The 13261-nt window shown below is 70.4% G+C and carries 14 protein-coding genes; 7 read left to right on the forward strand and 7 right to left on the reverse strand.

All coding sequences use genetic code 11. The annotated features are described in order from the left end of the window. Nucleotides 1-265: 265 nt before the first annotated feature. Entirely contained in the window at nucleotides 266-916 is a 651-nt protein-coding gene (locus ABFJ78_RS32085; protein ID WP_436390362.1) for a response regulator, read from the reverse strand. A 35-nt stretch (nucleotides 917-951) separates the two neighbouring features. On the opposite strand from ABFJ78_RS32085, the gene ABFJ78_RS32090 reads away from it, so the two are divergent. After that, nucleotides 952-1626 (forward strand): hypothetical protein, encoded by a 675-nt coding sequence (locus ABFJ78_RS32090; RefSeq protein ID WP_436390363.1) that lies wholly within the window; start codon nucleotides 952-954, stop codon nucleotides 1624-1626. A gap of 38 nt (nucleotides 1627-1664) precedes the next feature. Here the strand turns inward: ABFJ78_RS32090 and ABFJ78_RS32095 are convergent, their stop codons facing one another. The 3 genes from ABFJ78_RS32095 to ABFJ78_RS32105 form a co-directional block, all read right to left on the reverse strand. Further along, nucleotides 1665-2321 (reverse strand): polysaccharide deacetylase family protein, encoded by a 657-nt coding sequence (locus ABFJ78_RS32095; protein WP_436390365.1) that lies wholly within the window; start codon nucleotides 2319-2321, stop codon nucleotides 1665-1667. A 4-nt stretch (nucleotides 2322-2325) separates the two neighbouring features. Next, nucleotides 2326-2985 carry a glycoside hydrolase family 11 protein gene (locus tag ABFJ78_RS32100; RefSeq protein ID WP_372669353.1) on the reverse strand — a complete coding sequence of 220 codons (660 nt, stop codon included), beginning with the start codon at nucleotides 2983-2985 and terminating at the stop codon, nucleotides 2326-2328. A 104-nt stretch (nucleotides 2986-3089) separates the two neighbouring features. Continuing rightward, nucleotides 3090-3842 (reverse strand): hypothetical protein, encoded by a 753-nt coding sequence (locus ABFJ78_RS32105; RefSeq protein WP_436390367.1) that lies wholly within the window; start codon nucleotides 3840-3842, stop codon nucleotides 3090-3092. A gap of 199 nt (nucleotides 3843-4041) precedes the next feature. On the opposite strand from ABFJ78_RS32105, the gene ABFJ78_RS32110 reads away from it, so the two are divergent. From ABFJ78_RS32110 to ABFJ78_RS32120, 3 genes are all read left to right on the forward strand, one after another. Beyond that, nucleotides 4042-4908 carry a helix-turn-helix domain-containing protein gene (locus tag ABFJ78_RS32110; protein WP_436390369.1) on the forward strand — a complete coding sequence of 289 codons (867 nt, stop codon included), beginning with the start codon at nucleotides 4042-4044 and terminating at the stop codon, nucleotides 4906-4908. Continuing rightward, the gene (locus tag ABFJ78_RS32115) at nucleotides 4835-5122 is read left to right on the forward strand and encodes a DUF397 domain-containing protein (RefSeq protein WP_436390370.1); all 288 of its coding nucleotides are present in this window, start codon (nucleotides 4835-4837) and stop codon (nucleotides 5120-5122) included. The genes ABFJ78_RS32110 and ABFJ78_RS32115 overlap by 74 nt, the downstream gene beginning before the upstream one ends. A gap of 113 nt (nucleotides 5123-5235) precedes the next feature. Next, nucleotides 5236-5448 (forward strand): DUF397 domain-containing protein, encoded by a 213-nt coding sequence (locus tag ABFJ78_RS32120; RefSeq protein WP_436390372.1) that lies wholly within the window; start codon nucleotides 5236-5238, stop codon nucleotides 5446-5448. A 74-nt stretch (nucleotides 5449-5522) separates the two neighbouring features. Here the strand turns inward: ABFJ78_RS32120 and ABFJ78_RS32125 are convergent, their stop codons facing one another. Beyond that, the gene (locus tag ABFJ78_RS32125; RefSeq protein ID WP_436390374.1) at nucleotides 5523-6191 is read right to left on the reverse strand and encodes a hypothetical protein; all 669 of its coding nucleotides are present in this window, start codon (nucleotides 6189-6191) and stop codon (nucleotides 5523-5525) included. A gap of 146 nt (nucleotides 6192-6337) precedes the next feature. Between ABFJ78_RS32125 and ABFJ78_RS32130 the strand changes: the two genes are divergently transcribed. The 3 genes from ABFJ78_RS32130 (at nucleotide 6338) to ABFJ78_RS32140 (ending at nucleotide 9947) form a co-directional block, all read left to right on the forward strand. After that, nucleotides 6338-9199, forward strand: a complete 2862-nt coding sequence (locus ABFJ78_RS32130; RefSeq protein WP_436390376.1) for a BTAD domain-containing putative transcriptional regulator — start codon at nucleotides 6338-6340, stop codon at nucleotides 9197-9199. Between the two features lie 56 nt (nucleotides 9200-9255). After that, nucleotides 9256-9426, forward strand: coding sequence for a hypothetical protein (locus ABFJ78_RS32135; protein ID WP_436390378.1), 171 nt, complete (start codon nucleotides 9256-9258; stop codon nucleotides 9424-9426). 203 nt (nucleotides 9427-9629) lie between these two features. Further along, nucleotides 9630-9947: a hypothetical protein gene (locus ABFJ78_RS32140; RefSeq protein WP_436390379.1), complete on the forward strand. Its 318-nt coding sequence runs from the start codon at nucleotides 9630-9632 to the stop codon at nucleotides 9945-9947. A gap of 52 nt (nucleotides 9948-9999) precedes the next feature. Here the strand turns inward: ABFJ78_RS32140 and ABFJ78_RS32145 are convergent, their stop codons facing one another. After that, the gene (locus ABFJ78_RS32145) at nucleotides 10000-12528 is read right to left on the reverse strand and encodes an ABC transporter permease (RefSeq protein WP_436390381.1); all 2529 of its coding nucleotides are present in this window, start codon (nucleotides 12526-12528) and stop codon (nucleotides 10000-10002) included. After that, entirely contained in the window at nucleotides 12522-13256 is a 735-nt protein-coding gene (locus ABFJ78_RS32150; protein ID WP_436390383.1) for an ABC transporter ATP-binding protein, read from the reverse strand. The genes ABFJ78_RS32145 and ABFJ78_RS32150 overlap by 7 nt, the downstream gene beginning before the upstream one ends. Between the last annotated feature and the right edge of the window lie 5 nt (nucleotides 13257-13261).

Consider the following 13261-nt stretch of genomic DNA (forward strand, 5'->3'; position numbering starts at 1 on the left):
GGGTTCTTACGGCGAGTTAACCGAGCGCTTGTCTGTCCACTGTGGAGCGCGGTGGATCTCCACCCCGATCTCCACCCCGCGGAGGTCCCGCTCCACCCGGGTGCCGCCCTAGCGTTCCCCTCGTCGGAACACGGGAAGGGAAACGGACATGGGTGAGGTCGTCCAGTTCATGCTGCTGCGGTTCGCGATCATCGGCGGCGGGATCCTGCTGCTGCTGATCGTGCTCGGGGTGATCGCCGTCGTGGTGAAGAAGGCCGGGCGGTGATCACCGCTTCGGGTGCAGGCCGTGCTGCTCGGCGTAGCGCAGGGCCTCGACGCGGTTGCGCACGCCGATCTTGGCGAAGGCGTTGTTGATGTGCGTCTTGACGGTGGCCTCGCCGATGAACAGCTCGGCGGCGATCTTGCCGTTGGTCAGGCCGGCGGCGATCAGGCCGAGGACTTCGGCTTCCCGGGCGGTGAGGCCGTCCGGAAGGCCGTCCTTGCGCGGTTTCACCCCGGTCAGCGCACCGGCGACCTGGCGCGAGACATCGGCCCCGAAGGTGAGCTGCCCGGCGACGACGGCCCGCAGCGCGGCCCCGATCTCGTGCCGTCCGGCGTCCTTCGTCAGGTAGCCCTTCGCCCCGGCGGCGAGCGCCCCGGCGATCGACTCGTCATCCGAGTAGGTGGTGAGCACGAGGACGGCGACGTCCGGGTGTTCCCGCGTGAGCCGTTCGGTCGCTTCGACCCCGCTCAGGACGGGCATGTTGAGGTCCATCAGGACGACGTCGAGACGGTCGAGTTCGCCGGCGAGACCGAGTGCCTGCTCGCCGTTCGCGGCCGAGCCGACGACGTCGACGTCGTCGAGCAGGCCCAGCAGCGCGACCAGGCCCTCGCGCACCACCTGCTGGTCGTCCACCACCAGCACCGTGATCGTCATGGTCGGCAGTCTGCCGTATCCGGAAGACTGGCCGGGTGAAGATCCCCGAAAGAGTCAGGACGCACTGGTGGCGCGTCGCGCTCGTGGTGGCGGCCGTGGTCGTGGCCTGCTTCTCGGCGAGCCCGTTCGCCGGGTTGTTCGGCCTGGTCCCCATGCTGGTCTGGTGCTGGCTGGCACCATCGCGGCGGTCCGGGCTGATCGTCGGGGCGGTGCTGCTGGCGCTGCTGGTGTGGTTCGTCCTGCCGGGTGCGCTGGGCTTCGCCGGGCACTGGGTGCCGGCGCCGATCGAGGTCTACTGGCTGCACACGACCATCGCGGCGGTGGTCTGCGCGATCGGTGCCCGGCGCGGGTTCGTCCGGCTGTTCGTGCTGGTCATCGCGGGGTTCGTCGTCACCGGCGGCGCGCTGTTCGCCGCGTACGAGTCCCCGCCGGGCGACGAAGGGGTGGCGCCCGGTCCCGCCGGGCTGGCGATCACCCGGGACTTCAACTGCGGCTCCCACAACTGCTGGGGCGTCCTGGAGACCACCGGCGACCGCGCCCCCGAGGTGCTTCGCGACTACGTCACGGCCCGGAACTTCACCCCGGCGCCGACGGTCTTCCGGGCCCCGCGCTTTTGCCGGCACACCGGGCTCCTCGTGGACCACGAGGTCTGCGTGGACGTCTGGCCGCTCGGGCCGGCGGCGGCGCGGCTGGAGTGGCACGTGAACTGAGGGAGGTGGCGCGGCGGGCCGCCGCGCCACCGGACCCCTCAGCCCGGCGCGACGGCCCGGCCGGTCTGCGGCGAGATCATGCCCGCGCACAGTCCCCGGCTCGCCAGGGTCTGCGCGATCCGCGGGATGGCGGACAGCGTGTTGGCGGGCCATTCGTGCATGAGGATGATCTGGCCGTTGCCGAGGCGGGCGTTGGCCTGCACGATGGCGTCGACGCTCGCGTTGTTCCAGTCCTGCGAGTCGACGTCCCAGATGATCTGCCGCAGGCCGTACTTGGCCTCGACCGCTTGCAGAGTTCCGTTGGTCTCCCCGTACGGCGGCCGGAACAGCTTCGGCGTCCCACCACCGGCCGCCGAGATCGCCTGCTGGGTACGGGAAATCTCGGAGTCCATTTGGGACTGGCTCTGCTGCGTCAGGTGCGGGTGGGTGTAGCTGTGGTTCCCGACCCACATCCCGGCGCTCACTTCGGCCCGCACCTGCGCGGGATAGGCGGCGGCGTACTGGCCTTCGTTGAACATCGTGGCGCGCAAGCCGTTCTGCCGCAGGGCGTTGAGCAGGGCGGGGGTGTGCGCGTTCGAGGGTCCGTCATCGAAGGTGAGGCCGACATAGCCGTTGCAGGCGGCGGCGTGCGCGGGGGCGGTGCTCACGACGCTGCTGACGGCCAGCAGCGCCGCCGCGAGAATTGCTCTGCGCATCGCCTCAGCCCACCGAGATGTTGGAGTTGCCACTGCTCTGGTACCCCTCGGTGGCGAGGATCATGTAGTAGTTGAAGCTGCCCATGCGCATGCCGTAGCGGCCCCAGGCGTCGAAGTGGTTCCCGGTGGTGATGGTGCCGCCGGTCTTCTTCTGCTGCCGCACGGACCAGTACTGGTTGAAGGTCTTGGTCCCTTCGACGGAAGGGGCGTTGTAGCGGGTGGTCTGGTAGATGTCGTAGGTGCCGCCGTCGCTGGTGACGGTGCCCTTGTAGGTGCCGGTGGGCCGGTAGGTGCCCCAGTTGTCGACGATGTAGTACTCGACGAGCGGGTTCGAGGTCCAGCCGTAGAGGGCGAGGTAGCCGTTGCCGGAGGGGTTGAAGCTGCCGGAGTAGTTCACGGTCCGCCGGCTGCCGTTGCTCCACCCCTTGCCACCGACGAAGTTCCCGACGTTGCTCCAGTTCATCCGGTAGTTCCCGCCGGAGCCGAGGGTCATCTGCACGGACCCGCCACCATCGGTCCAGAAGGAGTAGTAGTAGCCACCGTTGTTCCCGGTCTGGCTGGTGGTGATGACGGTATCGGCCCGGGCCACCCCGGGCAGGAAGGTGGCGACCAGCGCAAGGGCGGCCCCACCGGCGAAAACCCTGAAGCGGTTCTTGGTGAGCATGCTTCCTCCTCATCGAGGCCTGGCGATGGGAAAAGCATGTGATCGACGTCTTCGGTGGGGCAATAACTTTCGGGAAGTTTCGGGAGTACGGGAGAGGTTCTCCGTCAGCCGACGCGGCGTCGCCTACGAAGATCACGTCGCCGCGAAACGAGGCGAATCCACGCGACGCCACATCTCGCGATGCCGACCGGTTGGTAGGCGTCGGCGCAGCTGCGCTCACTGTGCCGGATCACTTCGTCGAAGAGCCAATCGGAGGCGATCACGGCGAGCGGGGCGGTGGTCCCCCCGAGCGCGCGCTTCAGTTCGGGAGCGTCGAGCAACTTCTGGGCGTGGAGGATCGAGGAGCCCGTGACGCCGTGGTCGTCGTAGGAAACTTCCCCGGCGTGCAGAGCGAGCCGCAGCCGGATCCGTTCGGGTGACGGGTGCGCGCCGTTGTGCGCCGCCAGTTCGTCGGCTAGCGGGCCGAGGAGCAGGTCGGCGAAGAGGGCCTTGGAGATGCGAGCGGGGGCGAGCACGAGCACACCATCTCCGAGATCGGCGTGACGGCAGGCAGCCCACGGGATCGCGGCAGCGACGAAGGCGCGTTCGAGGGCCCGGTACATGCCCCGCCGGACGCGGACCTTGTTCGGGTTGGTCCGGCTCCGCAGGCCGAAGCCTTCGACATCGACAACGACGATGGTGCAGTGGGCGGTGTTCAGACCGATGCCGCCCCGCCGGCCGGCGTCGTCCGGCCCGCTTTCCGCAAAGGGGGCGACACTGGCGATGCCGGAGTCGTTACCAGGCCTGGGCGGGTCCCATCCGCGCGTCCACCCGCCAAGCCGGGCCACTGAGGGCCTCGTCGAATCGGGCTCCGGCATGTCGATCCCCTTTGACCCGCGATCCCATCGTCGCCCGATCGAGAGCGCGTCGGCAGGCTCGCCGCGGTGTTGCGATGGTTATCCTCAAGGTTAGGCAGACTGAATACTTCACCACTACTGTTCCGGTGAGACTGTTCGGTTACCGTAACCAAGAGCGTCTTCTCGCAACTGCGTCAGCACGTGCAAAGGAGCCCCGACGTTGTCAGCGCCTTCGTCGCCGGTCGTCGCTTCCTGGGAGCTCGCCCTGCGCCTGAAGCGGCGGCGCGAGCAACTGGGCATCGAGGTCAGGACGATCACCGAGGTGCTCGGCTTCAGCCGCAACTACTGGTCGGCCGTGGAGAACGAGCGAAAGATCCTCTCGCTGGAAAGCCTGACGCGGCTCCTCGAACTGTTCGAATTCGACGACGAAGAGCAGCAGGAGCTGCTGACGCTGCGCGCCGCGGCCAAGGAGCGCGGCTGGTGGACCCGCTATTCCGCGCTGTTCGACAACGAGATCCAGCGGCTCTACGGCCTGGAACAGGGTGCACGGGGCTTGCGGGACTACGAGAACCTGCTCATTCCCGGCTTGCTGCAGACCGCCGACTACACGCGGGCGCTCATCCTGCCCGACGTGACCATGCGGGCGGTCGAAGTCAACCAGCGCGTCGAGGCCAGGCAGCGGCGGCAGCAGCGGCTCACCGACCCCGACGATCCGTTCCGGTTCACCGCTGTCATCAGCGAAGCCGCGCTGCGGCAGCAGATCGGCGGCCCGAAGGTGCTTCGCGACCAGCTCGCGCACCTCGCCACCATGATCGAACAGTACCCGGAAAAGCTCGACCTTCGCGTGATCCCCTTCACGGCGACCGCCTGCGGGCTCTTCGGCGGAGCGACCGTCGTCGTCATCGACTTCGACAACTCGCAGCTGCCGACGCTGGCCTGGCAGGAAACCGTGTCCTCCTGGGGAATCATCGAAGATCCCACAGAGGTGCGAAACATCACCATGACGTTCGAGGATGCTTACCGGCGAGCACTCGATCGAGAAGAAACATTCGCGATGGTTCGCCATCACACCAAGGACGTGGAGTGAATTGAACACAAATCCCTCTGCCACCCCCGATCGCAACGGGTGGTTCAAGAGCAGCTATTCCAGCGCCGGTGGAAGCTGTGTCGAAACCCGGTTCACGCGCGGAAGCGCCCAGGTGCGCGACAGCAAGGACCGGAGGCGTGATTCGCCGGCCATCGAGATCTCACCGTCCGCGTGGACGTTTTTTCTACGCCTGATCACGCCGGAGGACGCCTGAGGTCGGACAGTTGAGGATGGGGGCACAGCCGGAGCCCCCATCCGGGTACACAACACACCACCTGTTCGATAGACGAAGTCTTCGGTCATCATCAAGCCAAGGAGAACAAACCGATGACAGAAGAGCCGCCGGCCGACCACGTCGAATGGTTCCGGAGCTCATATTCCAGCGCTTGGGGGAGTGGCCCGGAGGTTCGGTTCGAGCCGGGGAGCGCACTGGTGCGCGACAGCACGGACCCGCGACCTGATTCACCGGTCCTCAAAGTCTTAGCTCCCGCTTGGAATGCCCTTCTCGGCCATCTCAACCACGAGCATGAACATCAGTGAGGTTTGAGGCCGATCGTTGAGCGGGCTCCGCTCGCGATCAAGAGGTGGAGCCAGCCACGGCCGGCCCCACCTCATCAGCCCAGCGCGAGATCGTCCGAGCGGTCGTAGCGCTCGCCCGGCAGTCGCACCCATCCCCACGCCGCGGTTTCCTTCTCCTGCACGAACACCGGCCGATACCACTCAGGCCGGCTCACGGGGCTGTGCCGGATGATCTCCTCGTAGAACCACCCCGAGGCGATCACCGCGAGATCCCCCACCGCGCTCGCCAGGGCGTCCCGCACCACGCCCGAGTGCAGCAGCCGGAACGTGTGCACGATCGCGGCTCCCGTCCGGCCGTGGGCGTCGTAGCTGACCTCTCCCGCGTGCAACGCCACCCGCAGGCGAATCCTTTCCGGTAACCGGTGCACCCGGTTGTGCTCCGCCAGCAGAGCCGTCAGCGCAGCCGGGACCAGCTCGCTGAACACCGCCTTCGGGTAGTCCGCGGGCACCAGCACGAGAACCCCGTCACCGAGGTCGGAGTGGTAGCAGTCGGGCCAGGACACACCGCTGCCCGCCAACGCCCCTTGCACCACGTCGTAAAGCCCCGCCCGCAGCGTCAACCGGTGCAGGTTCGTCCGCCCCGCAGCCGCGAACCCCTCGATCTCGACCACGAAGATCGTGTGGTGCACCGGATCGGCCACCGGCTCCGCGAGCACAGGCGGCGCAGCACCCCACAGCCACCGCCACACTTCCGTCCACGACATGACGTGATCGTGAACCGCGCCGGTTGACACTTCGGTTACCAATCGCTGGACAAATTCTTGACAGCCCCTTGACCTGCACTGAAACCCGCCCGCCGCCGGGTTACCGTGCTGGGCAGGAAGTCCCTGCCGACCAACCACAAGGTGCGATGCAGTTCCGGATCCTGGGGCACGTCGAACTCCTGCTCGGCGACCGGGAGGTCGCGCTCGGGCGGGCCAAGGAACGGTCGTTGCTGGGCGTGCTGATGCTCAACCACGGCAAGGTCGTCGCCGTCCGGACCGTCACCGAAGCCCTCTGGGACGATCCTCCCGACCACGCCCGGAAAGATCTCCACGCCTACGTCAGCCGGCTGCGTGCCTCCCTGCGCGACGCCGGGGTCTCCGCGAAGATCGTCACCCAGCGGGCCGGCTACCAGTTCCTGCCCGAAGGCGACGATCTCGACTACGCGCGCTTCAAGAAACTCGTCAAGCACGGCGAACAAGCACGGGAGGCCGGCCGGTTCGACGTTGCCGCCGCTTCACTCAAGGAGGCCATGGGACTTTGGCGCGGCCCCGTCGTCGAAGACCTCGGCACCGTCTGGATGGAGCAGAAACGGGAAGACATCGACCGCTACGAGCGCGTCGCCGGTTACCAGGCCTTGTGCGCCGTCGAGCTCGAACGCCGGAACTACCGCGGGGTGCTGCGGATCCTCGACGAGGCCATGGTCGACCACGAGCTGGACACCCAGTACATCGCGCAGCGGATCACCGCGTTGAACGGGCTCGGGCACTACGAAGCCTTCGACACGTACTGGAAACAGGTCTACGACCGGTTCGCCCGCTCGTTCGGCACCGGCCCCGGGCAGGACCTGCAGGAACTGCACCAGCAGCTGCTGCAGTCCCGGGACTCGCCCGCGCCCGCCGATCGGCACCGGACCCAGGCCGCTCTGCGCGCCGTGCCGCCCGCGCAGCTGCCCTCCACCGTCAGCCAGTTCGTCGACCGCTCCGAAGACGTCGGCCGGCTCGACGACCTGTTCGTGCGCTCGCGGGTCGGCGGTCCGCCCGCGACCCTCATCGTCGCGATCACCGGGCCCGCCGGCGTCGGCAAGACGGAGCTGGGACTGCACTGGGCGCACGCCGTCCGCGAACGGTTCCCGCACGGCCAGCTGCACGCGGACCTCGGCGGCTACGGCACCGGCCCGCCCCGGGACGCCGCCGACGTGCTCGCCGAGTTCCTCGACGCGCTCGGCGTCGCCGCGCCGGCGATCCCCGCGAGCCCGAGCGCGCGGGTCCGGATGCTGCGGACCCTGCTCGACGACCACCGTGTGCTCGTCTTCCTCGACAACGCCCGGGATTCCGCGCAGGTCGTCCCGTTGCTGCCGGGCAGCGCGCACTCGGTGGTCGTCGTGACGAGCCGGCACCGGCTCAGCGATCTCGTCACCCACCACGGCGCCTTCCGGCTGGAGGTGCGGCCGTTCTCCGAAACCGAGATCGCCCGGCTGCTCGGCAACCTGCTGCGCGACACCTCGGTCGAACCGCCCGATCCGGCGGCGGTGCTGGCGCTGACCGGCGGCGCCCCGCAGGCCGTCCGCACCCTCGCCGAACTCCTGCCCGGCGCCGGCGGCCTGCCGAGCCCGGCCGAGCTCCTCTTGGCCGGCGAACTGGCGTCCGGCACGATCCTGACGTCGATTCTGTGGTCCTACCATGCCCTCGACGCGCCGGCCGCGCGGCTCTTCCGTTCGCTCGCGCTGCACGTCTCGCCCAGCCTCGCGCTGGAAGCGATCTTCGCCCTGGACGGGACCGACGAGGAAGCGACGCGCGGTGCGTTGACCGCCATCGGGTCGCGGTACCTGATCAGCCGGGACGACGGCCGCTACCGGATGGACGCCCTGACCCGCGAGGCCGGGGAACGGCTCGCGCGCGCCCACGATCCGCCCGACGACCGCCGCCAGGCCGAGGCGCGGCTCCTGGACTGGTACATCGCCCGCGTCACCGACGCCGCCGAGGTCCTGGCGCCGGCCTTGCGGCGCACCGCGGAACTGCCGGCCGGGCGGCTGCCGGATTTCGCCGCCGCGGAAGCGTTCCTGGCCGGCGAAGAGGCGAGCCTGTGCGCCGCGATCCGCCGCGCGGCGAGCGACAACCTGGCGCGGGCGGTGACGCTGCTGCGGCTGGCGCGGCCCCACCTCGCCTTCGACGGCGCCGGATCCGACTGGCACGAAGCCGTCGAGACGGTCCTGCTCGCCGCGCGAAGTGCCGGCGACCGCGACGCCGAAGGCCAGGCGCTGGCCACCCTGGCGCGGATCCACGACGACCCGGACAAGATCGCCGAGTCCCTGGAAGTCGCGAACCAGCTCTTCAACAACACGCAGAACAGCCGGGATCGGTCCGAGGTCCTCCTCCTGCTCGCCCAGCACGCGGAAGCCGCCGGGGAACGGGACCGCGCCCTGTCCTGCCTGCGGGAGGCGCTCGCCATCCAGCACAGCCTCAACGAACCCGGCCCGTGCGCCGCGGCGCACGGCGACCTCGGCGCGCACCTGCGTCGTCGGGGCGAGCTGGAAGAGGCGGAAATCCATCTGTCCCAGGCGAAAGCGCTGTACGCCGAACTGCGCGACCACCGCCGCCACGCCGCGATGGCCCTGGAGCTCGGCCTGCTGAGCCGCCGCGCCGGCCGGATCACGGAGGCCATCCGGCAGTTCACCGAAGCCGTCGAGCTGCACGAGCGCTACCCGGCGGGTCACGAGCAGACGCTGGCCGCACTGGTCGAACTGAGCGAAACCGCCTGCGACGCCGAAGAACACGGCGATGTGCTGCTGTACGCACGGAAGGCTCTCGGCGTCGCCCGCGCGGACCACGTCCAGGTGGTCCGCGCGCTGGTCGCGCTGGTGCGCTCCCTGGCGGCGACCGGCCGGCAGGTCGAGGCGTGGAACGAGTCCCGCCAGACGATCGCCCTCGTCGCCGACGTCGACGACCCGGTGCGCGGTCATGTGCGTGCGCAGTTCACCAAGCTGGGACTGTGGCCGCCGGACCGGTGAAGCCGACTTCCGCCGCCACGGGAAATATCGGGCGCCGGCGGTGCGACTACCAAGCCGTGACGGGCAAATACGAACCCCTGCGGCTGCACCTCGCGGCCACCGAGCGGGCGGTTCCGGTCCTGTCCGACGAGTTCGACCCGGTCGAGCTGGATGTCCGGGTCCGTCTGCGGACTACCGCCGGCCAGGCCCGACGCAGCAGACGAGCCAGCGCGTCCACGACCTGCTGATGAAGCAGCTCCGCGCGGGCGGCTTGGCCGAAATGGCCGTTGCGACGTCCGCGATGATCGTGACCGGCGAGGTCGCGCGGGAGCTGTCGCTCCGGAGGAAGACCGCGCGCGTGTGATCCGGTGATCGGGATTAGGGAATTCCCGGCTCGTTCCCGGTTACCTTGGCCGGCGCAAAGATAACCGGGAACGAGGGGGGCAATTCCATGAAACGCATTTCCCTGGCGATCGCGATCGGCCTCGCCGCGGCGGCGGTGCCCGTCATCGCGAGCCCGGCGTCGGCGGTCACCTGCGGCACCCAGTGGACGCAGGGGACGGCCGGCCCGAACGCCCGCGACTACCAGTGGGGCAACTGCGGCACCACCGCCACGAAGATCAAGGCCTACTCCCTGACCTACGGCGGCGCCTTCAAGACCCTGCTCGGCGAGAAGTGCGTCCCGGCCGGCGGGACCGTGCCGCTCGGCGGGACGACCGACTGGCGCGTGCTGTCCTACACCGGCGAGGACACCGGCACCGCCTGCTGACGCCCGGTGGCGGGTGGTGCCCCCTCGGCACCACCCGCCACCAACCACCTACCTACTCCCGCAGCCCGATCGCGTCGATCGGCCGGGCCCGCAGCGCCACGAACGTCGACAGTCCCATCGCCAAGAACCCCAGCGCCGCCGCGCCGCCGATGATTCCGAAGTAGACGGTCCACGACCCCGACGGCACCGGGCTCCCCCGCAGCCCGACATTCAGCAACCCCAACGGCACCAACGCGACCAACGTCCCGGCGACCACCGCGATCCCCACCGTCACCAAAGCCTCCAGCCGCATCATGTGCGTCACCTGGCGGCGGGTCGTCCCCACCAGCCGGAGCAACGCGAACTCCCGCGACCGCTGGGCCGTCGTCAACACCAGCGTGTTGGCCACCGAAATCGCCAGGTACCCGACGATCACCCCGGCCGCCACCAGGTTCAGGTAGAACTGCGCCTGCCCTTCGCCGCCCTCGGGGGCCGACAAAGCCGTGGCCACCGTCAAGCCCGGGTACGGCAGCGAACGCAACGCCGCGGCCACCGCCGCGGGGTCCGCGTCCGGGGCACGCCGGACCAGCACCGAGTCGTCCAGCCGGCCGCCGTTGTGCTGGCGCGCCAACGAAACCGGCAGCACGAAGTCGCCGAATGCCTTGTCGTGCGTGTACGTCGCCACCAGCCGCAGCTTTGCCGGGACGCCGTCGCCGAAGTAGAACGTCACCTCGTCGCCGAGCTTCTTGTCCTGCCAGTCGGCTTCCGATCGGCTCAGTGCCACCGTGTCGCCCGTCAGGTCCGCGAGCCGCCCGGAGTCGACGCCCAGTTCCAGTACCCCTTGAGAAGGACCAAGCCCCTGGGCCGACGTCCGCTGGACCTCCGTGCTGTCGCCGACCGTCGACACCGTGAGCACCGACGTGCGCACCACCGGCGTCGCCGTGGCCACGCCCGGCAGCCGGGCGGCCGCCGCGGCCACCTCGGGCGAAACCCCCGCCGGGCCGCTCAGCACGTAGTCGGCGGTGGTCGAAGCCGCGGTCTCCTCGGCCGCGGCCGCCGTGGCGGACGTCGGGCCGTAGAACATCGCCAGTGCGAACGCGATCGCCAGCATCAACGGCGTCGCCGCCGCGGCCAGGCGCCGGGTGCCGGCCTGGGCGTTCGCGCCGGCCAGGTAGCCGCTGATCCGCCACACCCGCGCCAGCAGCGGGCCCAGGAACCGCACCGCCACCCCGGTCACCTGCGGCCCCACCACGGCAAGCCCGATCACGATCACCAGCGTCGACATCGACGACACCGCCGTCGCGACGTCGCCGCGCAGGAACAGCGGCACCAGCGCGCCGCCAAACCCCGCCAGCACCAGGCCCCAGCCGGTGAGCACGCGGGCGCGGCCGAGCTCACGGCGTTCGACCGCCGCCTCGCCGAGCGCCTCGACCGGCTTGATCGACGACGGCCGCCGCGACGCCGCCCACGCCGCCAGCCGGGCGGCACCCAGCCCCAGCAGCACCGCCGCCAGCGCCGGCAGCGGGCTGATCGCCAGCCCGAAGTCGGCCGGGATCACGCCGATCGCGGCGAACGCGTCACGCAGCCCGGACGCCACCGCCAGGCCCAGCGCGCCGCCGAGGACGCCGGCGACGAGCGCGACGATCGTCGTCTCGGTGCCGATGAGCTTGCGGATCTGGCGCGGGGTCGCGGCGACCGCGCGCAGCAGCGCGAACTCCCGGCGCCGCTGGTTGATCGTCAACGCGAGCGTGCTGGCCACCACGAACACCGCCACGAGCAGGGCGAACCCGCCGAACGAGCCGGCGATGGCGAGCAGCAGCGTCCGCGTCTGGCTGACGTCGAGGAACTCGATCGTGCTGCGCTCGACGCCGGTGGTGACCTCGGCGTCCCCGGCGACCGCGCCGATCCGCTCGGCCAGCGTCTCCGGCGTCACGCCGGGTTCGGCGAGCACGCCGATCGCGTGCGCCTGGCCGGGGCGAGCGGCCAGCTCCACGGCCTGCGAAGGCGTGAAGAACAGCGCCGACTGCCGCGACAACGCGTCCACGATCCCGCTGACGCGGAACTCGGCCGGCACCGACCGGGTCATGATCCGCACTTTCCCGTCGACGCCGACCCCGGCTCGCTGCGCCAGCTCCGCGTCGAGCACGACCTCGTCCGGCGCCCCGGGCGCCCGGCCCGCGCTCAGCCGGAACGGCGCCAGCGCGGCCGCGTCCCAGTTGTGGCCCAGCGACTGCGGGCCGCCGATGACCTCCCCGGAGGCCGTGACGACCTGCGCCGGGAAGCTCTGCTCCGCCACCGCCGTGCGCACGCCGGGCACCGAAGCGATCCGCCCGGCCAGCTCCGAAGGCACCGACGGCTGCTCGCCGACCTGGTCGAACGTCAGCGCGTCGGCGCCCGGCGGGTGCACCGTCTGGGCGCCGCCGACGACGACGGCCGCGGCGGCGTAGCGCTGGGTGGGGACGCCGGCGCGCAGGCCGGACTCCATGAGGACCCCGCAGCCCGCGACCAGCGCGGTGCCGCAGAGGATCGCGACGAAGGCGCCGGTGAACCCGCCGAGCCTGGTGCGGATGGTCTGCCACGCGAGGGTCAGCACGCTCACCACTCCCCGAGGTGCGTCATGCGCTCCGCCACCCGCTCGGGGGTGGGGTGCGGGAGGTGGCCGGCCAGCTTGCCGTCGGCCAGGAAGAGCACGCCGTGCGCGGCCGAGGCGGCGACCGGGTCGTGGGTCACCATCAGGACGGTCTGCCCCATCCCGTCGACGACCGCGCGGAGCAGGTCGAGGACCTGCCGCGCGGTGCGGGTGTCGAGCGCGCCGGTCGGCTCGTCGGCCAGCACGACGTCGGGCCGGGCGATGAGCGCCCGGGCGATCGCGACGCGCTGCTGCTGCCCGCCGGACAGCTCCGCCGGGCGGTGCTCCAGCCGCTTGGCCATCCCGACGCCTTCGACGATCTCCCGCAGCCACTGCGGGTCGGGCTTGGCGCCGGCCAGCCGCATCGGCAGCGTGATGTTCTGCAGCACGTTCAGCGACGGCAGCAGGTTGTAGGCCTGGAAGACGAACCCGACGCGGGTGCGCCGCAGCCGCGTCAGCTCGTTCTCCTTGAGCCGCCCGATCTCGGTGCCGCCGAGCACCACCTTCCCCGACGTCGGCCGGTCCAGGCCGGCCGCGCAGTGCAGGAAGGTGCTCTTGCCCGAGCCCGACGGGCCCATCACCGCGGTGAACGTCCCCCGCGGCACGTCCGCCGTCACGCCGTCGAGCGCGGTGACGGCGCCGTCGCCGGAGCCGTACACCTTCCGCACCCCGGCCAGTTCCAGCGCGTTCCCTGTGGTCATTTTCC

The sequence above is a fragment of the Amycolatopsis sp. MEPSY49 genome (assembly GCF_051337345.1).
In the GTDB taxonomy this organism is placed as follows: domain Bacteria; phylum Actinomycetota; class Actinomycetes; order Mycobacteriales; family Pseudonocardiaceae; genus Amycolatopsis.